This is a genomic window from Gracilibacillus orientalis (assembly GCF_900114645.1).
In the GTDB taxonomy this organism is placed as follows: Bacteria; Bacillota; Bacilli; order Bacillales; family Amphibacillaceae; genus Gracilibacillus; species Gracilibacillus orientalis.
On sequence record NZ_FOTR01000006.1, the window covers coordinates 59,666 to 85,989 of the forward strand.

At 36.2% G+C, this 26,324-nt stretch carries 27 protein-coding genes, 1 pseudogene and 1 other annotated feature; all 28 genes and pseudogenes read right to left on the bottom strand.

Annotated features, from left to right (window positions below; translation table 11 throughout):
* Positions 1–229: 229 nt before the first annotated feature.
* The 28 genes and pseudogenes from BM121_RS22080 to BM121_RS12170 all read right to left on the bottom strand — a co-directional run bounded on the left by BM121_RS22080 (position 230) and on the right by BM121_RS12170 (position 26,289).
* On the bottom strand, positions 230–397 hold the full coding sequence (locus BM121_RS22080; RefSeq protein WP_175495418.1) for a hypothetical protein: 168 nt from the start codon (positions 395–397) through the stop codon (positions 230–232).
* A gap of 190 nt (positions 398–587) precedes the next feature.
* Positions 588–1,853 carry an MFS transporter gene (locus tag BM121_RS12045; protein ID WP_091483894.1) on the bottom strand — a complete coding sequence of 422 codons (1,266 nt, stop codon included), beginning with the start codon at positions 1,851–1,853 and terminating at the stop codon, positions 588–590.
* Positions 1,854–2,100: 247 nt separating this feature from the next.
* A complete protein-coding gene (locus BM121_RS12050) occupies positions 2,101–2,760 on the bottom strand; it encodes an ArsR/SmtB family transcription factor (protein ID WP_091483895.1) in 660 nt (219 codons plus the stop codon).
* Between the two features lie 193 nt (positions 2,761–2,953).
* Positions 2,954–3,950: pseudogene (locus BM121_RS12055) on the bottom strand (tryptophan--tRNA ligase).
* A 58-nt stretch (positions 3,951–4,008) separates the two neighbouring features.
* Positions 4,009–4,248: a binding site (T-box leader), on the bottom strand.
* A gap of 192 nt (positions 4,249–4,440) precedes the next feature.
* Positions 4,441–4,725 (bottom strand): hypothetical protein, encoded by a 285-nt coding sequence (locus BM121_RS12060; RefSeq protein ID WP_091483896.1) that lies wholly within the window; start codon positions 4,723–4,725, stop codon positions 4,441–4,443.
* 341 nt (positions 4,726–5,066) lie between these two features.
* Complete coding sequence (locus BM121_RS12065; RefSeq protein WP_091483897.1) at positions 5,067–5,375, bottom strand: hypothetical protein; 309 nt, start codon at positions 5,373–5,375, stop codon at positions 5,067–5,069.
* Between the two features lie 210 nt (positions 5,376–5,585).
* A complete protein-coding gene (locus tag BM121_RS12070) occupies positions 5,586–6,383 on the bottom strand; it encodes a CPBP family intramembrane glutamic endopeptidase (RefSeq protein WP_217649317.1) in 798 nt (265 codons plus the stop codon).
* Between the two features lie 454 nt (positions 6,384–6,837).
* Positions 6,838–7,200, bottom strand: a complete 363-nt coding sequence (locus tag BM121_RS12075; protein WP_342714478.1) for a GNAT family N-acetyltransferase — start codon at positions 7,198–7,200, stop codon at positions 6,838–6,840.
* 42 nt (positions 7,201–7,242) lie between these two features.
* Entirely contained in the window at positions 7,243–8,496 is a 1,254-nt protein-coding gene (locus BM121_RS12080) for an aminopeptidase (protein ID WP_091483900.1), read from the bottom strand.
* Between the two features lie 390 nt (positions 8,497–8,886).
* Positions 8,887–9,642, bottom strand: a complete 756-nt coding sequence (locus tag BM121_RS12085) for an alpha/beta hydrolase family protein (RefSeq protein WP_091483901.1) — start codon at positions 9,640–9,642, stop codon at positions 8,887–8,889.
* Between the two features lie 280 nt (positions 9,643–9,922).
* Positions 9,923–10,135 (bottom strand): DUF3237 family protein, encoded by a 213-nt coding sequence (locus BM121_RS22450; RefSeq protein WP_245780795.1) that lies wholly within the window; start codon positions 10,133–10,135, stop codon positions 9,923–9,925.
* A 627-nt stretch (positions 10,136–10,762) separates the two neighbouring features.
* Complete coding sequence (locus tag BM121_RS12095; RefSeq protein ID WP_342714474.1) at positions 10,763–11,614, bottom strand: tyrosine-type recombinase/integrase; 852 nt, start codon at positions 11,612–11,614, stop codon at positions 10,763–10,765.
* Positions 11,601–11,741 carry a hypothetical protein gene (locus tag BM121_RS22455; RefSeq protein WP_245780797.1) on the bottom strand — a complete coding sequence of 47 codons (141 nt, stop codon included), beginning with the start codon at positions 11,739–11,741 and terminating at the stop codon, positions 11,601–11,603. The genes BM121_RS12095 and BM121_RS22455 overlap by 14 nt, the downstream gene beginning before the upstream one ends.
* 47 nt (positions 11,742–11,788) lie before the next feature.
* Positions 11,789–12,031: a hypothetical protein gene (locus BM121_RS12100; RefSeq protein ID WP_245780798.1), complete on the bottom strand. Its 243-nt coding sequence runs from the start codon at positions 12,029–12,031 to the stop codon at positions 11,789–11,791.
* 161 nt (positions 12,032–12,192) lie between these two features.
* A complete protein-coding gene (locus BM121_RS12105) occupies positions 12,193–12,489 on the bottom strand; it encodes a MazG-like family protein (protein ID WP_091483902.1) in 297 nt (98 codons plus the stop codon).
* A gap of 43 nt (positions 12,490–12,532) precedes the next feature.
* Entirely contained in the window at positions 12,533–13,096 is a 564-nt protein-coding gene (locus BM121_RS12110; protein WP_091483903.1) for an LOG family protein, read from the bottom strand.
* Between the two features lie 256 nt (positions 13,097–13,352).
* The gene (locus BM121_RS12115) at positions 13,353–14,102 is read right to left on the bottom strand and encodes a class I SAM-dependent methyltransferase (protein ID WP_091483904.1); all 750 of its coding nucleotides are present in this window, start codon (positions 14,100–14,102) and stop codon (positions 13,353–13,355) included.
* Between the two features lie 398 nt (positions 14,103–14,500).
* Positions 14,501–14,818, bottom strand: coding sequence for a hypothetical protein (locus BM121_RS12120; protein WP_091483905.1), 318 nt, complete (start codon positions 14,816–14,818; stop codon positions 14,501–14,503).
* The gene (locus BM121_RS12125; RefSeq protein ID WP_091483906.1) at positions 14,815–15,021 is read right to left on the bottom strand and encodes a helix-turn-helix transcriptional regulator; all 207 of its coding nucleotides are present in this window, start codon (positions 15,019–15,021) and stop codon (positions 14,815–14,817) included. The genes BM121_RS12120 and BM121_RS12125 overlap by 4 nt, the downstream gene beginning before the upstream one ends.
* A 237-nt stretch (positions 15,022–15,258) precedes the next feature.
* Positions 15,259–16,017, bottom strand: a complete 759-nt coding sequence (locus BM121_RS22460) for a collagen-like protein (RefSeq protein WP_091483907.1) — start codon at positions 16,015–16,017, stop codon at positions 15,259–15,261.
* An 830-nt stretch (positions 16,018–16,847) separates the two neighbouring features.
* Positions 16,848–17,471, bottom strand: a complete 624-nt coding sequence (pyrE, locus tag BM121_RS12135; RefSeq protein WP_091483908.1) for an orotate phosphoribosyltransferase — start codon at positions 17,469–17,471, stop codon at positions 16,848–16,850.
* Positions 17,464–18,168, bottom strand: a complete 705-nt coding sequence (gene pyrF / locus BM121_RS12140; RefSeq protein WP_091483909.1) for an orotidine-5'-phosphate decarboxylase — start codon at positions 18,166–18,168, stop codon at positions 17,464–17,466. Before pyrF ends, pyrE begins: the two co-directional genes overlap by 8 nt.
* Complete coding sequence (locus BM121_RS12145) at positions 18,168–19,076, bottom strand: dihydroorotate dehydrogenase (protein ID WP_091483910.1); 909 nt, start codon at positions 19,074–19,076, stop codon at positions 18,168–18,170. Before BM121_RS12145 ends, pyrF begins: the two co-directional genes overlap by 1 nt.
* Complete coding sequence (locus BM121_RS12150) at positions 19,073–19,834, bottom strand: dihydroorotate dehydrogenase electron transfer subunit (RefSeq protein ID WP_091483911.1); 762 nt, start codon at positions 19,832–19,834, stop codon at positions 19,073–19,075. Before BM121_RS12150 ends, BM121_RS12145 begins: the two co-directional genes overlap by 4 nt.
* Positions 19,831–23,031 carry a carbamoyl-phosphate synthase large subunit gene (gene carB / locus BM121_RS12155; protein WP_091483912.1) on the bottom strand — a complete coding sequence of 1,067 codons (3,201 nt, stop codon included), beginning with the start codon at positions 23,029–23,031 and terminating at the stop codon, positions 19,831–19,833. Before carB ends, BM121_RS12150 begins: the two co-directional genes overlap by 4 nt.
* Positions 23,032–24,123, bottom strand: a complete 1,092-nt coding sequence (locus BM121_RS12160) for a carbamoyl phosphate synthase small subunit (protein WP_091483913.1) — start codon at positions 24,121–24,123, stop codon at positions 23,032–23,034.
* Positions 24,120–25,400 (bottom strand): dihydroorotase, encoded by a 1,281-nt coding sequence (locus tag BM121_RS12165; RefSeq protein ID WP_091483914.1) that lies wholly within the window; start codon positions 25,398–25,400, stop codon positions 24,120–24,122. The genes BM121_RS12160 and BM121_RS12165 overlap by 4 nt, the downstream gene beginning before the upstream one ends.
* Positions 25,360–26,289, bottom strand: coding sequence for an aspartate carbamoyltransferase catalytic subunit (locus tag BM121_RS12170; protein WP_091483915.1), 930 nt, complete (start codon positions 26,287–26,289; stop codon positions 25,360–25,362). The genes BM121_RS12165 and BM121_RS12170 overlap by 41 nt, the downstream gene beginning before the upstream one ends.
* Positions 26,290–26,324: the final 35 nt, after the last annotated feature.

Sequence of the window (26,324 nt, forward strand, 5' to 3'; positions counted from 1 at the left end):
CTACCTGCACAAAGATACATTGCAATTTGAGTTATAATATAAATTGAAAGTTCATTTAAAGTTAGTTTTCTTTTCCTCTTAATTTTTTTAAACTGCCTATAATAATAGAAAGAACATAGGATTAGTATTATTGCTGATATTTGGAATATATTGTCCAATAAACTGATCAATGATTCATCTCCTCACGTTAAATTTTTTTCACTTCAATAAAAAAGGTCCTGTAATAATTTTATTTTCCTTTTTTTATCAACATACTCATTATTAGTGCAAATATGGCTATGCCAGTTACTATTCCACCAATTAACGACAAAGAAAAATAATCAAAAATGAAATAAACCACTAACATACAAGCAATGATACCTGCCCCAAAACTTATAATAAACTTTTTGATATCCAAAATGATTCCCACCTTTAAAATCAACGTATCTCTTATTCAACAATCCTGCTTCGGTAGCACAATATCTTCTTTCACAATATTAACATAATATTCCAATATAAAAATGTGCAACAAAAATTTCTGTTTAATGTTATAGCTCTTGTTTAACTAAAGCATTCCTTTTGTTGAACAAATGAATTCTATTAGTTCATCAATCTTTACTACTACGAGCCCATATCACGACTGGAATGAGTATTAAGGACAAAATCCCTCCTGCAAGTGATAACGTGTCGTAACTTGTTCCGGCAACAACCATTCCTGATAAGGCACTACCTGAAGCTCCTGCTAACGCTATAAAAACATCCATTGTTCCTTGAGTTTTTGCACGTGTTGAAGGTTCTGTTGAATCAACAATGAGAGCTGTACCACTTATCAAGCCAAAATTCCACCCTATTCCAAGTAAAGAAAGAGCGACAACCAGAAGAAATACAGAATTACTCGGTGCAATTGCTGCTATGACACCCGAAAGGAGCAATATAACTCCAGAAGTCATCGCCATGGCGAATCGACCAATCTTATCAACAAGAATACCCGTGAAGAGTGATGGGAGGTACATGGAACCTATATGAAAGCCGATAACAAGTCCGATGGCACTTAAACTGTGACCGTGATTTCCCATATGAACGGGTGTCATTGTCATAATAGCAAGCATCACTATTTGGGTAAGTACCATAATGGTAGCACCAACTGTAATTCCTTTTTTATTATTTTGATTCTTCTCCGGTTCCCCGTTAATTTTTGTTCTTTGCTTATTCGCATTTATTTTTAACGCTATAATGAATGGGTCAGGACGTAAAAAAGTAAATAACACCAGACCTGCTAATATGAATGCTGTTGCGGATAAAATAAAAGGACCTGCTAACTCTGGTACGCCAATAGAAAGAGCGAATTCCCCCATAAGACCCACTAAGTTGGGACCTGCAACTGCACCAAATGTGGTGGAAACCATTGCTATACTTACTGCAGTGGCTCGCTGTTTGTTAGTCGCTAAGTCCGTACCCGCATAACGGGCTTGTAAATTAGTTGCAGTGCCTGCTCCATATACAAGTAGGGCAGCAAATAATAAAAACACACTATTTATGATAGCAGCAAAGACAACACCTAATGCTCCAAGTCCACCTGTAATAAAACCTGTTGCAAGACCCATCCGTCTTCCAAAACGATTAGAAAGCCTTCCTACTATTAATGCAGCCCCTGCTGATCCTAAAGTAAATAAAGCAGCTGGAAGACCTGCGAATGCGTTTGTTCCAAGCATTTGTTCCGCAAGCAACGCTCCAACAGTTATTCCAGCAGCTAGTCCTGCCCCGCCAAACATTTGAGAAATAACGACAATGATTAATGTACGTTTATATAATTGTTTTTGTTTTTCTGGATTATCTATATATCCTTGTGCCACATCATTTGATTCATCAGACATATTAAACTCCTTCTTCCCTATATTTACTCTTAAGAAGAGATTATCAGCCCATTCTACAAGCTCTACACAACATGCATCGTGAAGATTGTTGAGCACATTCCACAGGCTAGTAATTCTACATTTAATTCCTCAAATTTATTCATCTGTTCTTTAACAATGAATTTTTATGATTTTTGTTAAAGTAGTATTAGCAAAAAACATTCGAAACTTTATCTAATCCTTTGTTTCTAAAGTGATTAATCCTCATTTAATTTAATTGGTCTTCAAATTGATTCCAATCTTGAACGCTTTTGTCTAAACGAAAGGCATTTATACCTTTAGTTTTTAAAAGCTCTACTGCTTCTACCGACATCAGACAGTATGGTCCTCTACAATAGGCAACAACTTCACAATTGGTTGGCAAAGAAGTGAGTTTTTCCCTTAATTCCTCAATTGGCATAGAAACAGCACCCGGAATATGAGCTCTTTCATATTCTTCTTTCGGTCGAACATCTAACAATAAAACTTCACCTTTTTCCATCCGATCTTTAAGTTCTGAAAGTGAAACCCCATCCATACCAAGATTGGCATTTAAGAATTCTTGTTTTATTTGTTGAACCTGTACAAACTGTTTTTCTGACAATGTATGCAAGGAATTTATAAAGTCCGAAATGACTGCATCTGCTAATTCGTAAATCACATAATTCCCTTTCTTCTGAAACTTTACCAATCTTGAATTAGAAAGGGTTTGTAGATGCTGAGATACATTTGCCACAGACATAGTAGTTGCTTTCGATAATGCTTCCACTGACTTTGGACCTTGAGATAAAATATCAAGAATCTCCAAGCGTTTCGGACTCGAAAGACTTTTACCTATTCTTGCAAACTCTTGATACAGCAAATCTTTTAAATTTCTCTCATTAAACATTTTAATTCGCCACCTATTCAAGTGTTTTATTGAATAGTTGAATCATAACCATTACTAACCCTTTTGTCAAAAACTCCGACTTAAACTAACCTACAAGTTAGCACAATAAAAAAAGGAGTTTTCCTACAAACTTCTTGTTCAACTATTGCACCCGTTTGTTTAAATACAATGCTTCACAATGTCTCTTATTGATTTATACATAAATACCGATTTTACGCTTAATCTCATTTAAAAATGGTGAAGTGATGGACCTTGCTTTTTCTGCTCCTTCTCTAAGGATTTCATCTATTTTATCTGGAGAGGACATTAGTTCATTATATTTTTCTCGCGGTTCTTCGATAAATCTATTCATCACGTTAAACAAATCCTTTTCCGCATCCCCCAGCCAATACCTTGAAGATATTGCTCTTTCATCTTTTCAACTTCAATATCAGAAGCAAATTCTTTATAAACATAAAGATAGTAGATCTATCGGGATCTTTTGGTGCTTCTGGCAGTAATGAATCTGTTTTGATCTTGTTTATAAGCTTTTGTAACTTTTTAGGATCTTCAAAAAGTGGGATTGTATTATTATAACTTTTACTCATTTTCCGACCATCTAATCCAGGCAATACAGCTGTATTTTCTTGGATTTTGTACTCTGGTAACAAAAATGTCTCACCGTAGGTATTATTAAAACTTTCAGCAATGTCCCTGGTAATTTCGACATGCTGAACTTGGTCTTTTCCAACAGGAACCACTTCAGTTTTAAACATCAAAATATCGGCAGCCATTAGAACTGGGTAGTTAAACAACCCCATATTAACACAAAAATCTATGTCTTTCTCTGATTTTTTATTACTATCGATAAGCGCTTTATAGGCATGAGCCCTATTCATTAAACCCTTGGATGTAAAACAACTCAAAATCCAATTTAATTCAAAAATATCTGGCACATCAGATTGTCTATAAAAGATTACCATGTCAGGATCAAGTCCCAATGCTAACCATGTTGCTGCTATTCCGTATGATAAATGTCTAAATTCCTCAGCATTATGGATTTTTGTAAGACCATGATAATCTGCAACAAAATATGCTGATCTATAATCCTCTATCTTAGCTAGATCTAATGCTGGCTTTATCGCTCCAATATAATTCCCTAGATGAATTTGCCTTGTTGGTTTTATTCCAGTTAATATAGTTTTAGTCATAAATAAACCTCCCTCACAAAAATAAAATACAATATAAAAAGGGCTACCCATCCCAAAATAAAAGGACGAGTAACCCGTGGTGCCACCTTAATTCGCGTTCACATAAGTAAACGCACTTATCCGTACAGAACATTATAGTTGTTTCAATACTTAGTCTCTTTTAACGGTAAGACCATCCGCTAAACCTACTATTAATTCAGTCTAGTAGCTCCGAAGCCCATTCAACAATAGTCCCGCACTGATCATCAGCTCTCTGAAGCGTTCTTAAAAGTTTACTCTTCTTCTTCATCGCACTCTAATTATTAAGTTTCACTCTAAATTATGGATAATAAAAGGTCAAGATTTTAAATGAAAACGTACTTTGTATTTTGAACTAACCTGCTTCAGTAGTGAAAAAGCGTATCTGCTTATTGAAGATACGCACCCGTTAGTTATACATAAAGACTTACACATTAATTGCATATTATATAAATAATGTGACAATAAGTAATTATTTCTTACCTTTTAGTTCTAAAAGTATAGGTGCTATATTTAGTAAGATAGAAACAATTGTCAAAAACCATAATGCCCTTTCCATACCAGGTACTACATCCGCTAAAGCTGCCCAATCTTCCACTTTTACCCACCGAGATACAAGACTGTATTCTGCACAAAGTGTTAATGCTGTAAATGATAATCCCATCGCCATAGCAAGCTTATAATCCTTTCCTGCTTTATACATATAAAGATTTATAAAAGTTGCTACTATAGCAATAACCCCTAATATTACCCACATAACTATACCTCCATATATTTTATTTATGTCCTGTAATAATACTAATGTGCTTCATCTCAATTTTTGCATTACTTTTTTATTAGACATTAATACATCTAATTTTATTTCACAGTAAATGCTCTTCCTTTTGTGATTTCTTATTGAACAAACCTGCTTCGTTAGTACAAGAAAGCGACTGCTTTATTAAACAATCGCTACCCGTTAGTTTAAGTACAGTATTCACAATCAACTAATTGTATCAGAAGTTGCTCTTGTCATTTCTTCTCCTCCAATTCAATCATCTGGCCCGACTGATGAACTAATTTATTACGCAGCTACGCCCTTTTCTGGAAGATATCTATCTATGAATGACTAACTTTCTTGTTCTTGCTATAAACTTCATAAGCAAAATATCCAAATAATAAACCTATTCCAGCTCCCAAACTAAATATTGATGGTAAGGAGATGGGGAAAAATATGCTAAGAAGTATAGCAACTACACAACCAATCACCATTCCGATAGGTATTAAACTGTCTAATAAATTTTGGGCACTTTTTGATTTTTTCTTACCAAGAGTGCCCTTCTTAGTTTTGTGTATCATTCTCATAACTACAAATACTGCAATCCCGCAAACCAGTACAAGCGGTAGTAAAATACGAACAATTTCCATATCTAAGCTCCCTCACCCTCTCTTCTCTCACTTTTATTGATTTAATTTTAACATAAATTATTCAACAATTTGGCCCGACTGATGAACAAATTCACGTTTGCGGCACAGTGACAATCGTTTCATTATTGAAATTTATACTAAAGTAAACAAATTTATTTCTATAGAACAAAAAGGTTTTATTATTTCCAACTCATCATCATATTTATTAACTTAAAACAATCCGGCTACAATCTGCATCGGAAAATTTATTAAACCGTGAATGATGATGAGTACCCATACATTTCTGTACTTCGCCCATAAGAATCCTAAAAATAATCCCATAACCCCCTGGTTGACGATTACATTTGAAAATGCAATATCTGCTGAGTCCCCACCCTGGATTGCCATATGCCAAATTGCCCAGAGCAAGGAAGACGCCATGATTGCAGGCCATGTACCGAGCAATGCCTCAAGTCTTGTCTGCAGCCAAACTCTGTAAAATAGCTCTTCCAATACACTGTTCATCAAAAAGGAAAACGATGCACCTATAATCAATACAATCAAATCCATCTCATATTCAGGAACTTCAGGATTGGCCAAGGGACTGAAGAAATATAGAATAATCCAAACGACTGTGACAATTGAGGGGTAAAGCCATTGGTTATCTTTTAAATAGGAGTGGATTGATAAAATATTATTTTTTGACCGTTTTTGTTTATAAATGCTGAACATCATAACCGGCCCGATAAGCAGCAGTAAAATTTTAAAGATAGGGAAATATATAGATAAATCATCTTCTGGCACCAAAAGTAAACCGATGAAAAGGAGAAGGGCAAGTGTGGTTAATATGGTGGATTGCCTAACCAGCACTTTTTTATCCCCTTTGGTGAATGGATTGTTGTCTGAAAAACTTCCAGGTAACAATAGAATCAATAAAAGCAACACTCCCGAAATAATCCAGTTATTCCAAAAAGGAGTCATTATACCATAATCTGCACTGAATTCGATCAGCCCTTCATTTTGAATCATAACCCAGGCTGCTGCAATAAAGATTAATATGAATCCACTGTATACAATCCATCGGTATCTATTTTTCATCATTAATCATGTTAACCTCTCCTAAAGTATTTGTATTATTATAAAATGTTTTCAAGTGAAAAATAATGACATTTGTAATCAATCGTCCATTGCACTAAACCAATAAGGATCAATAGTAACGGTTTCACTCCAACCATTGTAGCTTTATAATAAAAATTGATAGAATCGCCTTACAAACCTACAATTTATAATAACTAAGAAGAATTCACTTTGAATAAAAATTGATCAAAATGTATTCAATCTATGTGATGTTTTATGCAAATTTTTATGAAAAAGTATGATCATAATCGTTTACGAATTTATTCAACTCTTCTAACACAATGGTTAATAACTAATAGGAGCTGTCACCCTGGCAACTCCTTCTTTCGTTAAAGCACCATTTACTTTAATAAAAATTCATCTTTAAAATAGAAAACACCTTAGTATCACGAAATTCACCTTTAATGAATTCATTTTTTCTTAAAGTACCTTCGTATTCAAAACCTGCTTTTAACATAACCTTTCCAGAACCAATATTGTCAGTATCGCATCCACCTTCTATACGGTTTAGATGAACACTCTCAAATCCGAATTTAATTACTTCTTTGATTGCTTCAGACGCAAATCCATTACCCCAGTAATTTTTATTTAACACATATCCTATTTCTGCTTTTTTATGTTCATTTGACCAATCTACAAACGAACAAGTACCAATAACCTTAGGAATGCTGCCCAGTTTGTTTTCACTATAACTAGCACTAAGTATAATCCACTAGAAATCAATTTTCTCTGTTTTTAAGTTGTAGACGATTTAGAATTGGAAACCTCCATCCTTCATTAGCAGGACTTCAGTTCCACCTTCTTTAATACCCACTACTTTCATATCTTCGGTACCAAAAGTCACATTGACTAACAAAAGTGAAGTATTCAGACCCGCTGCCTTCAACTCTTCCTCAGATCGGTCAATGCCATTTTGAATATTGGAGGGAGATGCATTTCCGATTCCAATATGACAGGCCGTATTTTCATCAAACAAGGTATTGTAAAAAAGAGTATCTGCCTGAGCAAGAGGAGATTTATTAGAGACCAAGGCAATTTCACCTAGATAATGTGAACCTTCGTCTGTTTCGATGAGATTTTGTAACACTTCTTGTCCCTTTGCGGCATAATAGTCGGTAATCCGTCCATCTTTAAAAATTAGATAAAATTCATCGATGACACTTCCCCCATAGATAAGAGGTTTAGTACCTACCAATTTGCCATTCACCTTATTTTTATGGGGAGCAGTAAATATTTCTTCCGTAGGAATGTTCGGAAAGAAAGGTATTCCATTTTTATCTATGACACCCCCACCGATATAGAGATGATTTTTAGGTAGACCAACTAATAAATCAGTTCCACGGCTATTTGTAAAACGCAGGGCTTCAAATTGGCTCTCGTTTAGGATTTTTTTTCGAGACTCGAAGGCTCTACTGTGACTCTCCCAATCTTTTATAAGATTTTTCCCATCTGCCCGAGATCCTTTTAAAATTAATTTCCATAATGATTGTAAAGCTTCTTCTTTACTTAGGTTGGGAAATACTTTAGTTGCCCATACAACGTACGGGACAGCTAGAAGACACCAGCGTACCTCGTGGGATCTAATTTTCGCATAATAATCCCTCAATTTGGTACGAGAAGCTTTTTGGAAACGACTTATCCTTTCTGTAGAAACCTCCTTAAAGACATCTAAGTTTTCAGAAATAATATGGATGTAAGCAGCACCTGCATCGTCCCACTCCTTAAAACGGGCAGCCTGCCAATCAGGAAAGTGATCGATGACACTATCTGCTGCATTTAAGTAAAATTCTTTGGTAGACTGTTCATCTGTCCAATCTATAAATACATTTGAAGCTCCTGCCTCATAGGCTACCATTTGGATTAGACGTGCAAACGTAGCATTTTGTATATCACTATGAATAATCAATAATTGATTTTTTTGCAGATTTACACCAGCTCGTACAGCAAGTTCTGCATACTTTTTTAACTGTGCTTCACTTATAAATTCATATATTCCTTTAATCATTTAATATCTCCCCTGTGATGTTCTTGTATAATTTTACTACAGAACCCTCACCTACTTAAACTAACCTGCTCGTTAGTTTAAGTGAACAACTTCACAATACCACCAATCTTCACAATAAAATTATAAGAAAAAATAACAAATCGTTGTTCTTATTTAACACAATAATAATAATCGTTGCTGCGCAGAATGTGTCAAATACGAAAAGACGATCACTTAGAATGCAATCGTCTCTGGTTCCACGGGGACAGGTTCTTTGTCCCCATTCCTTTGTTTTAAAAATGTGAAAGATACATAAGTAAGAATGATTCATGCAAGGTAAGTAGGAAAAAATCTGAAATTGTGGGACGGAGAACCTGTCCCCCTGGTCCTGCCTCTGCTCCTGCCAAGATGTTAGATATTTGCTTTTACAAATTCATATGTCATCTCAGCGACTTTTTTATTACCAGCTTCTGAAAAACCATGACCTTCTCCTGGAAACACTTCAATTCTAGCGTGTGGATATAACATTTCTGCCCTCTTCCCATATTCAAGTGTTACAATTTCATCCTGATCTCCATGAAAAATTAGAACATTTTTATTGAATTGCCCAATATGGTCGAAGACATCATAGTCATGAATCGATTCAAAATATATTCTACCTAATCGAACTCCCCATAACTCATGTGTATCAGGGATGCTGTCAAGTGTTGGAAACCTTTTATTCCAGTCATCTGCAATACCCAGCGCTGGAAATAGCAATAAGAGTCCTTTAATGTCCTCTATATATTCATCGGCTACTAATCCTGATACTAATCCCCCCTGACTTCCTCCAAATAAAAAGATATTATCAGGATCAACATTTCCCCAATTTTTTATGGTTTCAACAACAGCAGACAGATCTTCTTTTTCTGTAAATATAGACATTTCATCAGTCTTAAGGTCACTCTTTGAATTTATGGAGCCGCCACAAAAGTCGAAGCAAATTGCGCCCACGTCATTTTTTGCTAAATAGTCACTATTCATAGCAAAATCTACATTTGTTCCATTAAAACCGTGGCTGAAGATTACGACAGGGCACTTTCTCTTACTATTAGGCATGTAAGAGACACCATGAATTTCCCTCTCATGATGTTTAATCTTCACCATTTCTTTTTGATAACTGCTCATTTTTATACCTCCATGTCTTAGGAAATTCAAATTACATATCCGGTTAACCCCATTGGATAAAATAATCTGAACTTTATTTTATTTTATATATTTTAATATCTAAACCAGACGCTGTTGGTAGACCTTCTGCAACTAAAATGTCATCATTCAAAAAAGCTAATGCCTTACTATTCGTAATGACTTTTGGATATGATCTAAATAATGCATTTATCAACTTGTTGTTTACATTACCGTTATTCTCAATATAAATTTTGCAAAGTTCCCCTGTATAATCCTTCCCTTAAAGCATATACCTAGCTGATAACGTATGTCGATCACTAAACCTTCCAATGATTTGCGTATCCACGCCTCCGTCAAGGATCTCTCCTTTAAAATAATTACCCGTTACATGACCTTTAAAAGAAATCATTATTACTGAATCTCCATCATTATTATTTAGTTTGATCGTATTCTCTATTTGAACATGTACAGTAAATATTTCTTCAATATCCATTTTTCCAATCCTCCTATACCTTACAATGGACGCATGTATTATGTCTGTCAAGATTATCTGGAATCCTGAAATGGTGGTTAACTGATTATTGCGGATGAAAAGAGCCACTTATGCATAGTTTTGAGCCACCGATTGCAAAAAATAGAGCCACCATATGCGGACATGAGAGCCACTAAAATGGTACCCGCTCTTTAAAGAAGAGCGTCAGAGCCACAGCGAAGGCTGCTTGCCATTGACTGTAACGCCCAATTCTTTGCATTTGGTGGAAGGGGTCGGGGCCCGAATCGGTTTGTCCGTGTTATCATATTTGAGCAGGTGTGCCTATTTGGCATTATTTATGACAGACCTGCGATTATTCCTCAACACGGACAAAAGTTGAGTCAATGGTGGCGGAGAATAGTATCAGCGCTAATTATGGCAGAAAAAACAATCGTGGCTCTCCTTGCCGCAGTTACTGGCTCAAACTGTCCGCAATACTCAGTTAACTATAAATGACTGCTTACATATACCTATGATCAGCACCTAAAGTCTTATAAAGTAAACTCTCGAACCATGTTCCTTTAGTGCATTAAACACTATGGTTAATATGTCTTTCCTGGATAGTAAGAGTCTAATGACAATCACATTTTATTGAATTAGATATCTTTTATGCTGTTCACGTTTCCGTTCATGAGTAATTTTGGCATACTTTAGTGTGGTATCTGGTGAACTGTGACCTAGTAGCTCTTGAATAGATACGAGCTCAGCTCCATTATTTAATGTTAATGTTGCAAAAGTATGTTTAAAAACATGCGGACTTACTTTGTCTTGTAGGCCTGCCCTTTGAGTGATTATTCCTATTTCTCTTTGTATTCCTCGTTTAGAAAACCTTCTATAAGGTTTTCTCTCTGTAATCATCAACACTTCACAATCATCTTTTCGTTCTTTTAAATATTTATCTAAATGATACATTGCTCTAATTGAAAAATAGACTTCCCTTTGTTTATCACCTTTACCTATAACTAATGTGCTCATATTCTGTTGATTGATATCAGCTTTATTTAATCCATGAACTTCAGATAAACGACAGCCAGTTGCATACAATACTTCAAGAAAAGCACGTTGTCTAATTGTTTCACAGGCTTCTCTTAATATTTCCAGTTCTTCAATTGATGGGGCTTTAGGAAGTCGGTATTCATCTTTTGGAGCTTTTAATTTGGCAGTTGGTTCACGTTTAATATATTCTTCTGAAACTAACCAACTAAAAAAACTTTTTAAAATAGATAATTTCTTTCTAATTGTGCTCATTTTTAATGTCCCATCTTGACTTAAGTACATTCTAACATCTGCTGTAGCTATGTCCTCAGCCTTCTTTTTTACGATATCAGCAAACATACTTAATTCCATGAGGTAGTTGTCTAGAGTAATAGAACTTAAACCGTCTAGTTTTTTTGCCGAGATGAACAATTGTATTTTATCCTCAAGGTCAGGATGTATCAACTCTTTGAATATAATACTCTGATAGAACAGTAGATAATTTATTCTTTGTATTTTCCACTTCAATATTAGGATACAAATCTTTTAAAGCAGCCACTAAATCTGATAATACTTGCTCTCCTAGATTCATAATAATCAACTCTCCTTAGTTCTTATTAGTAACTAAGGATTACCTATTCAAACACCGTTAGGGACATCGAGAATAACTAATACGAAACTTGCAATTTCCCCATCAACTTTTACAATAAAAGGGTGACGGTATTCCTCAGTCCATTGGTGGTCTAGAAATTTATATAAATATAAGCCGTGTTGACTTATTACGTGACCATCAAATTCACTGCTATCATAACGATAAAACTGAATTAAATTACTTAGAACGGATTTATCTTCATATGGAACAGGTGATAATGAAATATCCATTATAATGCTCCTTCAAATTAATTAAGTAAGGTTCTATGATTTTTTTATTAGGTGTCTTGTTATACTAAACTGCTTCGTTAGTACAAGAAAGCGACTGCTTTATTAAACAATCGCACCCGTTAGTGTAAGTGAATCCTTTCACATATTATGATTAATTAACTTTAATAACTCATTTTACTTTCCCACTTATCCATCTTCTTACTAACTAGTTCTTGGAATTCTTCATCATTTTCAGATAATTTATAAAACATAGCTAAAGCTACTATAACAACATCAATACATTCTTCTTTTACATCATCAATTCCCAACTCTTTATAGTCACTTCCACTTGCTTTTAGATAAGATAAAACAGCTTGGGTGGTTTCACCAACCTCCTCAGATAACTTCAATGCCATTTGTTCTAACGTTTTTGGTTCTCTTTCACTCAGTAACTTTATCTCTTTTAGCAACTGTTCCATGATTTCTTCCCTCTTTTCAATTTATAATTATAGTGATAGTTTATTACCATTTATGTATATAAGCACCCTCGTATGTCATTAGCTTATTAACTAACTCTTTTGAATCCTCATCAATAACTATTAATTCTTTATACTCCTTTTTAACAAACCCTTGTTCAATCATATGGTCAAAAAGTGTTAATATAGGTGAGTAGTAATCGTTAATATTGAGTAATGCACACGGTTTGTTATGGTATCCTAGTTGAGCCCAAGTAAATACTTCGAACCATTCCTCTAAAGTTCCAGAACCACCAGGTAATGCAATAAATCCATCAGCAAACTCTGCCATTAACGCCTTTCTTTCATGCATAGTTCTAACGACATGTAGTTCAGATAGTTGTTGGTGAGCTATTTCAACGTTTTTTAACTTCTCTGGTATAACACCTATTACTTTACCACCTACTTCCATAACAGCATCAGCAACTGCCCCCATACAACCAACTGTTGCTCCTCCATAAACAAGATCGAATCCATTATCTACTAGAACTTTTCCAAGTTTTTTAGCTTCTTCCATATAGATTGGGTCAATTCCTTTACTAGAACCACAGTAAACTGCAATTGTTTTCACAAACATCTTCCTCTCAAAAATAAAATCATACTATATAATAAAACACTATTTATTTTACCATCATTTTCTATCATAAATAGAAAAAACTAAACACATATTTTCAACCTCATATCTTTACAAAACTCCCCTTTAGCGCTATAAGAGGTGCAACAGCTTGTTCAACTATCGCACCCAATAGTTTAAGTGTATCACTTCACAATTAAACCTTAGAAAAAAGCTGCACTAAGCAGCTTTTTCCCTGGATGGATCATTCTATTCACTTCTTTGCAATGATGAGGAATCTTTTAGAATTTGTTTGGATTCCTTTAACATTTCGATTCTTTTCTATAAATTCATTCAATATTTCAAAATCCTTCTTATCTTCACCAAAATTAGGAATAATTGGTGTGTTTGTAAGTAAGAAGATTAGGTCTTCAGGTCTTTCAAAATAGTCAATTGCATCATATTCAAAGGATTGAATCTTAGAAAAACCTACTTCTTTGAGTTCACTAATATATTTTTCTTTCAATGCACCGTCAGTTTTATCATAAGCCTGCCCTCGACCAAATGCGTTTTTTATATTTAATTTATCTGCTTCACTTACTTGTTGTGTCAGAAACCACCCACCACTTTTTAATACCTTATATACTTCTGTTGAAGAAAGTGGTGCATGACAACTTGAAACCACATCAAAAAAGCCTGAAGGAAAATGCAAATCGTAAGATGACATCTGAAAGAACTTTACGTTCGAAACATTTGAATTTTTAAGATTAGATACCGCAGTTTCTAACATTCCACTTGATAAATCAATTCCAATCAAGAAAAATAATGAAAATGAAATTCGTAATATATTCTCACCGCCACCTGTACCAATATCTAAAAGTACATCTGTTTTTTTACATCTTTTAATTACTTCTTCGTAAAAGTCCCACTTAACACCTTCAGAGGAACATTTTATATTGCTAAAATTCCAACCGTTTATTTTCCCGACCTTATCATAGAAATACTCATAATCAAACTCTTTCATTTTTTAACCGCCTTTCAAATATAAGAAAAAAACAAGACACAATCATACAGTGTCTTGTTTTTCGTAGTAATATAAATGACTACCAACACTGTTCAAAATATAGGTTTAAAAAAGGGCATACTTCTCCCTTGATGGCTGGCACGCGTTTTTTTTCCAGCCCGAAAACCTAGATACTTCGAACAAGACGGTAAGACATTCCATTCACCCCATTTGAAAGATTAGGTAAAGTATAACTAATATTCAGATAATTGTAAACATTTTCATCTTTAATAACCCAACTCTTTAATACAATAGGAACTGTCGATTGATAAGCTCTTTGTTCCACTCTCGCATCCTTTACTTCAACAAGTTAAATCGTTATCCTTGTTAAGCATTTGCCACCCGTTGAAAAGAAAATATTATGCACTTATTTTTTTATTATTAATTACTAAGAAAATAAAATAGCTCACTACCAAAATAATTAAATAGAAAAGTTCTGGAAATACAAAGGGAATATCAGACAAACGTTCATCTTGCAGATTAAATAAATCAAAAAGGAAATTTGTTAATAAAAACAGAAATATGGTAGCCCAGCTTTGAACGATGGATTTTTGTTTAATTGATTTTTTTCGTTCATCATCATTCGGTCCCAATATAAATTCCTTACTCCCAGTAAAATACCCAATGAAGGCTATAAATACAAGGGGAACTATTATGAGCGTAATAAATAAATTCATTCTTTATCCTCCCTCTCTCTGAAAAATAATTCATCCACTGTAACACCTAAATTCCTTGCTAAGTCAAAAGCTAATTGTAAAGTAGGGTCATATTTGTTGTTTTCAATAGCGTTAATTGTTTGCCTACTTACATTACATAATTTCGCTAATTTTCCTTGGGAAAGAGTATATTTTTCTCTGTACTCCTTAATTCTATTTTCCATCCAATATGCCTCCACATTTACAAGATGTAAAAAACATTTTACACCCAAATGATAAAATAAGACAAAGAGATTGTCAAATTCTTTTTACAACCCTTCGTCTTATTTTTACTTATTGCTTCTTGTACTAAACTGTTTCGTTAATTTAAGTAGAACTGTCCCACTCTCGTACGCGCAATCTACCTATAAAACAACCTACATATTAGTTTGGAATAGAGTAAGTGATTCTATTTCTCATGTCTATTGGAGTCGCGTGATAACAAGATGTGCTGAAACAGGCTCTGTTCCTCCAGCGAGAGGAGTGATGGTTAGTGCTGTGGTTTCGCTAGCAGGATTTCGTACAGTGAGTATTGAATCGCTTACTGTCGTTTGAACAAGAGCCATTCCTACTATCTGAGAAGTACCGGTTGCTCGCCCGACCACCGTATAAGGAAGCTCAACGGCTCCTCCTCCCGAATCGAGAGTTAAAACCAATTGTCCTGCTTCGGAAACACTCACCTGAAAAAAGACTTGATAAATGCCAATGTCAAACAAGCTAAATGTATCGGGACCAGTACGAGAAATCTCCCCCCCACTGGAAGGTCCATCTTGAGGAAAATCTACGTCCCCTCCAGCTGGCACCGGTGCAGCATTATCAGGGGGCATTAACGCATAAAAATCAGCAAAGGCGAGTAATCCTCCTGATGGTCCTTGTTCTCCTTGAGGTCCTGCTGGCCCTGTTGGTCCTTGTTCTCCTTGGGGTCCTGCTGGCCCTATTGGTCCTTGTTCTCCTTGAGGTCCTGCTGGCCCTATTGGTCCTTGTTCTCCTTGGGGTCCTGCTGGCCCTATTGATCCTTGTTCTCCTTGAGGTCCTGCTGGCCCTATTGGTCCTTGTTCTCCTTGGGGTCCTGGAGGTCCAGGTGGACAAACACATTTCTTCTTTTTAGCTTTTACTTTTTGTATAGGATAAATTGGACAGCACCGTTGAATTTTTCGGGTATAAGGCTTATAACTAGTCATAAGATCACCTCATAGAAAGTTTTAATTCATACTATGTTGGTAACTTATTAACGGAAGGGCAAGTATCTCATTATTATACTAAAATTCACTGAATAGTATTTTCATTGAAGTGGAAATTATCTTCAACATTACTGCCCTTATATATAGTATAGTTTTCCACCGTATTCAACGTAAGTAAAGATATGTAAAATGCTAAATTTGTATCTTTGTATAAGCATTATATGTAGTAAGTAATTATAGTTTTTAACGTTAACAAAGATAAGACTTTACTTGGATGGGTGGGTATGATAGGCTTGCACGCCTGATGAAACAACTGCTTCATCCTTCCAAGACCAATCGTGCCCACAGAGGCTCCAAGTCAAGTCCTTAAACGCATATCTACGGTTACATGTAAACAATGGTAAAAGGTACGCCTTATCAATGTTTTGAAACGGATACTACATATAACTGCCACTTTAGTTTAAGTACACTTTTTCACAAACTCATTTATTTTTTAACATAAATATCCAATACTGGAGTTAGGAATTATGCTACAATTTGGACCGATTGCGAAATAAAAATACTGCATGTCAATACAGGATTTTTGATCAAAATTTTCCCACTTATCTTCAAAAGTAGTGTTTGACTCCTCTACTATGATTAAAACAGCTTTCCATACCTTCGTTTAAAAATCAAATAGCCTATTTCCATAAATATTTATAGAAATAGGCTATTACATATATGAATCTACTAAAATTAAATTTGTATGTTTATTCCATTCCATGTCATTTTTCTACACAATGGTCGAACAGTATCGAATTAATACATTTCCTGCGGTTTCCCAGGAAATATTAATTATTACCAAGTTCATCTCGCCATTGTAATAAATCCGTTTTTTCTGCCTCTGTAATTTCAGCTTTTTCAACTAATGCACTAGCTAAAATATCAAAGTTTGTTATTGTTTTAAAAGGTATACTAGCATCTTTAAATTGTTTGTCTGCTTTCTCTAAACCATAACTAAAAATAGCTAACACACTTAAGACTTCCGCACCTGCTTCTTGTAGTACAAGTGCACTCTCGATAGATGATCCTCCAGTAGATATAAGGTCCTCAATTACGATGACTTTATCTCCCTGTTCTATCTTACCTTCTATCTGATTTTGCTTGCCATGTCCTTTGGGCTTTGATCGTACATAAACCATTGGAAGACTTAAATAATCAGCTAACCATGCAGCATGAGGTATTCCTGCTGTGGCACATCCTGCAATCACATCTGGTTTTTCTTCTAATTGATCAATTATTTCCGCAAATTGTTTTACTATTTGTTTTCGCACTTCTGGATAAGACATTGTTAATCGATTATCACAATAAATTGGTGAATGAATTCCTGATGTCCATACGAAGGATCGATCTGGTCGAATTTGAATGGCATCTATTTCAAATAACGCATTGGCAATTTCTTTTGATTTAAGCATGATTCCACTCCTTCCGTACACGTTGATAATTAGCTTTAGGGTTTTCCGCTTGAGTAATACTTCTACCGATCACCAAGTAATCCGCACCATTTTGTTTGGCTAACTGAGGGGTTGCTACTCGTTTTTGATCGTTTTGCTTGGAATCGCTTAGTCTAATCCCTGGTGTTACGGTTAAGAAGTCATCACCACATGTTTGTTTAATGAGTGGTACTTCATGTGCCGAACAAACAACGCCATCTACACCACTATTTTTGGTTAATAATGCAAGGCGTGTTACTGCCTGATCTACTGATTGCTTAATCTGTAATTCTTCTTGTAAAGTCGATTGATCCATTGATGTTAACACGGTTACTGCAATTAGTTTAGGAACCTTACCATTAGTTCCTGCTTCCAATCCTCTTTTGGCTGCTTTCATCATTTCTGAACCACCGGAAGCATGAACATTCACAATATCAATACCTAAATGAGCTAAATTATACATCGCTTTTTCAACTGTTGTTGGTATATCATGAAGTTTTAAGTCTAAGAAAATCGGATGGTCATGTTCTTTTAGCCAATCGATTATTTCCCTGCCTTCACGATAAAACAATTCCATTCCTACTTTTACTGGTACCCCATAAAGATCATGCTTCTCAATAAACGATTTCACATCTTCTGCCGTACGGAAATCCAAGGCCAGAAAAAAAGGTTGATCCATTACACATGCCCCTTTCCTATTGCATCTTCCACTGAATCGAAGCCATATTGCTTTAGCACTCGTGGTAAATCATTAATGATCTCAGGACATGCAAGCGGATTTTGAAAATTCGCAGTTCCAACTGCTACCGCATCTGCACCAGCTAAAAGAAATTCTAAAGCATCTTCGGCTGTAATAATTCCACCCATCCCGATAATCGGGATATCAAGGGATTGGCGCACTTCATAGATCATACGAATCGCAATCGGTTTTATCGCAGGACCTGATAATCCCCCTGTTTTATTTGCAATGATCGGCTTTCGCTGTTTTAAATTTATTTGCATACCTGTTAATGTATTAATCATTGACAAGCCATCAGCTCCAACTTCCGACACTGCTTTCGCCATTTCTACAATATTTGATACATTCGGAGATAATTTGACATATACCGGATAGTCACTTGCTTCTTTAACCTGATAGGTTACTTCTTTTGCAAGTGATGGGTCCGTTCCAAATTGTACTCCACCCTCTTTCACATTAGGGCAAGATATATTTAATTCTAAAGCAGTAATATCTTTTGAATGATTTAATGTTTTAGTAACCTTGACATATTCCTCTACTGTACTCCCGGCAACATTAGCAATCACAGGTGTGTCATATGGTCTTAAAAAAGGTAATTCTTCTTCTATAATTTGTTCAACACCAGGATTTTGTAAGCCAATCGCATTTAACATACCACTTGAAGTCTCTGCCACTCTCGGTGTGAGGTTCCCGTAACGTGCTTCACCTGTGGCTGCTTTGACAATAATTGCTCCCAGTTCACTTAAATCATAAAACTGACTGTACTCTTTCCCAAATCCGAAACAGCCGGAAGCTGGCATGACAGGATTTTTCAATGTTAGACCTGGCAATCTCGCCGTTAAATTCATGTTAAGATCACCTCATTTGCTGAAAATACCGGACCGTCTTTACATATTTTTTTCGATTTCGAAGGGTCTTCTTTTAAAGGCACTACACATGCATAACATGTACCAACTCCACAACCCATTCGTTCTTCTAAAGAGATATAGCCATTACGACCGTCTAATTTACTCGAAACCGCCTTTAACATTGGCGTTGGACCACAGGAGAAGAAGTAATCAAATGTGGGCTCCATTTCATCAATAATATCTGTAACAAAGCCTTTTGTGCCATAGCTACCATCATTGGTCGCTATATAGGTATCGCCAATTTGTTGAAATTTTTCTTCATAGAATATTTGATCTTTCGATTGAAAACCAAGGATACTCGTAACTTTTACCCCTTTATCCTTTAGCGATTTAGCTAGATAGTAGAGCGGAGGCACACCAATACCTCCACCCACTATCAATGCTTGATTCATTTCTAATTGGTCAATCGGGTAATAGGAGCCACACGGTAAAATAACATCGAGAGAGTCTCCAGCCTTATATTTACCTAGCTGGCGAGTTCCTTCTCCAAATATTTTAAAGATAATCGTAAAAGTTTCCGCATGGGCGTCGACAGCAGCTACAGAAACCGGCCTGCGTAACATATGATTCGGTAAGGCGATATGCACAAATTGTCCTGGCTTTAATACTTGTGCCATAGATGATTGCAAAACAACTTCAAAAGTATCTTCCGCGATTTGCAAATGACTATTTATTTTCAACAATTGTTTAGTTATCACAGTACAATAGCCTTCCCTTCTACTGCTGGCTTTGCAGTAAATGTTGTTGAATCAATCACATTTACAATAGCTTCTGCTGTATCTAAACTTGTTAAACATGGAGTACCATGTTCTACTGCTTCACGACGGATTCTAAACCCGTCAGAACGAGGTTTTTTACCAGAAGTAAGTGTATTAATAACTACTTGGACTTCACCCTGTTCAATAATGGAGAGTACATTCCTACCTTCTGCTCCGACTTTTCCTACTTCAGTCACTGGTATATTTAATTCCCTGATTGTTTTAGCAGTTCCCGCTGTAGCATAGAGATGGAAGCCTAATTCAAAGAATCGTTGAGCAATTTCAGATGCTTCTGCTTTATCCTTATCAGCTATCGTTATCAAGATTGCCCCTTGCATCGGTATCTTTAACCCAGATGCAGTTAAACCTTTATATAACGCTTTTTCTAATGTTCTGTCACGTCCAATTGCTTCCCCTGTTGATTTCATTTCAGGTCCAAGCATCGTATCAACACTACGTAATTTTTCAAATGAGAACACCGGTACTTTGACAGAAACTGTTTCTGGCTCGGGTAGCAAACCTTTTTCGTAATCCATGTTTGCCAGTGATTCTCCTATAATACAACGTGTTGCGACATTTGCCATCGTTACACCTGTTATCTTACTTAAAAATGGAATCGTACGACTTGCTCTTGGGTTAACTTCTAGTACGTACACTTCATTGTGATGCACGACAAACTGAATATTAATCAGTCCTTTTACTCCCAATTTTTCAGCAATCTTAATCGTAATATCCACGCATTTCTGTTTAATGCCAACTGATAATCGTTGAGCAGGATAGACCGCAATCGAGTCACCAGAGTGAACACCGGCACGTTCAATGTGCTCCATGACCCCAGGTATGATCGTTGTTTCTCCATCACTGATCGCATCCACTTCCACTTCAATTCCAGTTAAATACTTATCGATTAACACTGGATGCTTATGCTTAATATGATTCGTTTTCGCTAGATAGCCCTCTAATTCCTCTTCATTATAGACAATTTCCATCTGACTTCCACCAATAACATATGATGGGCGTACTAAGACTGGATAACCAATCGCTGTTGCTGCTTCTTTTGCTTGATCTAGTTGTCGTACACTTTGCCCTTGTGGTTGTGGAATGTTTAACTCTTGTAAAAGTTGTTCAAATTTATCACGGTCTTCAGCTGTATCGATCGCAGCAAGTGGAGTCCCCAGGATATTTACACCACGACGCTCTAGTCCTTCTGCCAGATTAATAGCTGTTTGACCACCAAATTGAACAATAACTCCTTCTGGTTTTTCTAAATCTATGACATGCATTACATCTTCTAAAGTTAATGGTTCAAAATATAATTTGTCTGAAACACTAAAATCAGTTGAAACAGTTTCAGGATTACTATTCATAATAATCGCTTCATAGCCTGCCTCTTTTAATGCCAGTACAGAGTGAACCGTCGCATAATCGAATTCAATCCCTTGTCCAATTCTGATCGGGCCTGAACCGATAACTAATACTTTACTGCGAGCGGTTACTATTGATTCATTTTCCTCTTCATATGAACTGTAGAAATAAGGTGTTTCCGATTCGAACTCAGCTGCACAGGTGTCTACCATCTTATAAACTGGTAAAATATTTTCCGTTTTCCTAAGCTGATAGATTTCGTCTACATCAACATTCCAAACACGAGCAATATGCGTGTCCGAAAAGCCTAATTTCTTTGCTTCTTTTAACAGATCAAGGTTTTGTGGAATATCTGCTAACTTTATTTCAAATTCAATAATCTTTTTTAATTTTTCCAAGAAAAAGCGATCAATCTTCGTTAATTGAAAAATTTCTTCAAGGGATATGCCTTTTCGTAGTACTTCTGCTAATACATAAATCCGTTCATCATCTGCATGTACTAAACGGTCTTTTAAAGATTCAAGTGATTCATCTTCTAATTTAGCTAAGTAGAAATCATCACCACTTATATCTAATGAGCGAATGCCTTTAAGTAAAGACTCTTCGAAATTACGACCAATTGCCATAACTTCTCCTGTTGCTTTCATTTGGGTACCAAGCTTCCGGTTACCTAATACAAATTTATCAAATGGGAAACGAGGAAATTTCGTCACGACATAGTCTAAAGCTGGTTCATACATTGCATAAGTTGTTCCTGTAATTGGATTCATAATCTCATCTAATGTCATACCAATAGCAATTTTGGCAGCAATTTTCGCAATCGGGTAACCTGTCGCTTTGGACGCCAAAGCAGATGAACGACTTACTCTTGGGTTCACTTCGATAATATAGTATTGGAAACTGTATGGATCTAACGCTAATTGAACGTTACAGCCCCCTTCAATTTCCAATGCGCGGATAATTTTTAATGATGATGAACGCAACATTTGGTATTCACGGTCACTTAATGTTTGTGATGGTGCCACAACGATTGAGTCTCCGGTATGGATACCGACTGGATCAATGTTTTCCATGTTACAAACTACGATTGCTTGATCATTTTTATCTCGCATTACTTCATATTCAACTTCTTTAAAACCTGCTATATTTTTTTCGATTAAACACTGATTTACCGGTGACAAGGCTAGTCCATTTCTGGTAATTTCTTTTAAATCTCCCTCGTTATAACACATGCCACCACCTGTACCACCTAGTGTATATGCAGGCCGAACAATTAGTGGATAACCAATTTCATTCGCAAAGTCTAATGCTTGTTCCACCGTGTTTACGATTTGGCTATCAGGTACTGGTTCATTAATTTCATTCATTAATGTTCTGAATTTTTCACGATCCTCTGCTTTCTGAATCGCGTCTAATTTTGATCCGAGTAATTCCGTACCGTATTCTTCTAAAATTCCGGACTCATCTAAAGCAACCGCTAAGTTTAAGCCAGTTTGCCCACCAAGAGTTGGTAAAACCGCATCCGGTCTTTCTTTGCGAATGATTTTAGATAAAAATTCTACCGTTAATGGTTCCATATACACTGTATCTGCAATCGTATGATCCGTCATAATGGTTGCCGGATTAGAGTTTGCCAAAACAACTGTATAGCCTTCTTCTTTCAATGATTGACATGCTTGTGTTCCGGAATAGTCAAATTCTGCCGCTTGTCCAATTACAATCGGGCCAGAGCCTATTACTAAAATTTTTTTAATATCCGTTCTCTTTGGCATTTAGACTTCCTCCTTCTGTGTTGCTTGATAGCTTGCGATATTCCCCATAAAAAGGTCAAATAAATAGTTCGTATCATCTGGACCTGGTGAGTTTTCCGGATGATATTGTACGGAGAATGATGGATATTTGGAGTGTTTTACTCCCTCCACTGTTTTATCGTTTAATGCGATCTGCGAAAGTTCTAAATCGGTTTGCGCAATGGATTGTTCGGTTACGGCATACCCATGATTTTGGGACGTTAAATAAGTGCGTTTAGTCTCATAATCATAAACTGGGTGGTTTGAACCGCGATGTCCAAATTTTAATTTGTCGGTATCTGCACCACATGCTAATGATAGTAGCTGGTGTCCTAAACAAATACCAAAGATCGGTATAGTTAAAATAACCTTCTTGATCATTTCAATCGCTTCTGGTACGTTTTTAGGATTACCAGGACCATTTGTTAACATGATGCCATCAGGTTTTAGACGCAAAATGTTTTCTGCACTATAATTGTAAGGTACAACCGTTACATGGCAATTACGCTTGGTTAATTCTCGTAAAATACCATGTTTCATACCAAAATCTACTAATACAATGCGGTATCCTCTTCCAGGTGAGACATATGGTTTTACGGTAGAAACCTGTTCAACTTGATTGGTAAGCGATTTTGCTTGTTTTAACTTGTCCAAAGCTTCTTTATCCTCAGCACCAGCTTCTGTTAAAATACCTCTCATTGTACCGTGTTTACGCAAAATTTTAGTTAACTTTCTTGTATCTATTCCAGAAATACCTGGTATATTATTTGCTTTTAAATACTCATCTAGGTTTTCATCACTGCGAAAATTAGACGGTGTTTCACAATATTCTTTTACCACAAAACCAAAAATTGATGGAGTGATCGTTTCAAAGTCATCTCGGTTAATACCGTAATTTCCGATAAGTGGATATGTCATCGTTACAATTTGACCACAATACGATGGGTCAGATAATGTTTCCTGATAACCTGTCATTCCAGTATTAAATACGACTTCACCAATACTTTCCGCTAAGGAACCAAACGCTTCCCCATTAAACACGGTACCATCTTCTAAAATAAGTTGTCTTTTCATTTTGTCCCCTCCTCATAAGCAATCTGACCTTGATAAATGGTCATAACAGGCTTCCCAGTTACTTCCCATTTATCAAATGGTGTATTCTTTCCTTTTGATAAAAAGGTTGCTGTATCTATATTTTCATTTGTTTCTAGATCTAGTAATGTGAAATCAGCGCTTGCACCAATCTCAATCCGTCCGTAAGGTAACCCGAATGTATCTGCTGGTTTTACGGTCATCCAATCAATTAGCTGCTTTAAACTAAAGATTCCTTTTTTAACAAAATGGGTATGCAAAAGAGAAAATGCTGTTTCAAATCCAACAATTCCAAATGGTGCTTCTTCCATACCGTTTGCTTTTTCCTCAGCAGTGTGTGGAGCATGATCTGTTGCAATAAAATCAATCGTTCCATCAAGTAAACCTTCGATTAGCGCCTCTTGATCTGCTGTTGCACGCAATGGTGGGTTCATTTTAAATTGGGCATCATTTTCAGTAATAGCATTTTCATTGATTAACAGGTGATGTGGTGTTACTTCCGCTGTTACCCGAATACCTGCTTTTTTCGCATCTCGTATCACGCGTACTGATTCTTTCGTACTGACATGACATACGTGATAATGACATCCTGCCGCTTCAGCTAAAAGGACATCACGGGCAATCTGTACAGCCTCACAAATAGAAGGAATTCCTGGTAAGTCTAACTGCTGACTCACTTTCCCATCGTGCATCACACCATCATGAATTAATGTATTTTCTTCACAGTGCGCAACAATTGGCATGTCAATTGCTGCTGCTTGTGTCATTGCCTGTAACATCATATCTGCTGATTGAACACCAACACCATCATCTGTATAAGCAAAAGCACCCAATTGCTTTAGTGCCTTCATATCGGTTAATTTATCACCTACAAGTCGCTCGGTAATTGATGCATAGGGTAGAACACGAATTGCTGCTGTTTCTTCAATTCTGTTTTGAATAGATTGTAAAACTTCCGCTGAATCAGGAGTTGGTCGCGTGTTAGGCATCGCGCAAACCGTTGTATACCCTCCACGAGCAGCAGCCTTCGTACCAGTGGCAATAGTTTCTTTAGCTTCGCCACCTGGTTCTCTTAAATGGACATGGACATCGACAAAGCCTGGGGTGACCAAGTTGCCCTTTCCATCAATATGGTCTGCTTCTGTAATGTCCCATTCCGTTCCGATAGCTTTAATTTTTCCATCCTCTATTAAAATTTCACAAGGTTCTAAACTGCCATTATCCAATATTCGCTTGACGTTTGTTAAAATTTTCTTCATTGAAATTGCCCCCTTGGTTCAAAAGTGTCTCTATTACTGCCATTCTTGCTACTACACCATTTTTCATTTGTTTAAATATTCGCGATCTTTCACATTCTACCAACTTGGTATCAATTTCGACTCCGCGGTTAACAGGTGCTGGGTGTAATATGATGGCATGTTTCTTCATGTTTGCTTCTCTTTCTACGGTTAAACCATATTTCTCTAGGTAACTTTCTTGATATAAATTAAATTGATCCTGATGTCGTTCATGCTGGATTCGAAGTAACATTAAAACATCGGCTATTTCGATTGCTTCATCCATGGACACGTAGTGATACGGTAATGATTCATCATGCCACTCGTCCTTCCCGGTTAAATAGACCTCACAGCCTAATGTTGAAAGTGCAATTGCATTGGATCGTGCCACACGGCTATGCTTGATATCACCAGCAATCACTACTTTTAGGCCGCTAAACTGCTTGAATTCCTGATAAATGGTCACAAGATCTAAGAGACTTTGAGTCGGGTGTTCTCCAGTCCCGTCTCCTGCATTAATGACAGGGATGGATAAAGATTCTGCTAATTGATTGGCAATGTTTTCTTGCTGATGTCGTAAAACAATAAAGTTAGCACCAATAGATTCAAATGTTTTTGCTGTATCATAAATACTCTCACCTTTTGTTACACTTGAGACATCTGTCATAAAGTCCAGTGGTTCAATACCAAGTTTTCTTTCTGCTACAACAAAACTCATTTTGGTGCGTGTACTAGGTTCAAAGAAAAGATTAGCAGCAAAATATTGCTCTTGTAGAGGATTTACCCCTTTTTGACTAATATGATGTGCCCTTCTCACCAATTGAAGTATTTCTGTTTCTGTTTTATCCTTCATCGTCACAAAATGCTCCATCTTTTACATCCTCCCTATCCTTTTATTTGAAACTA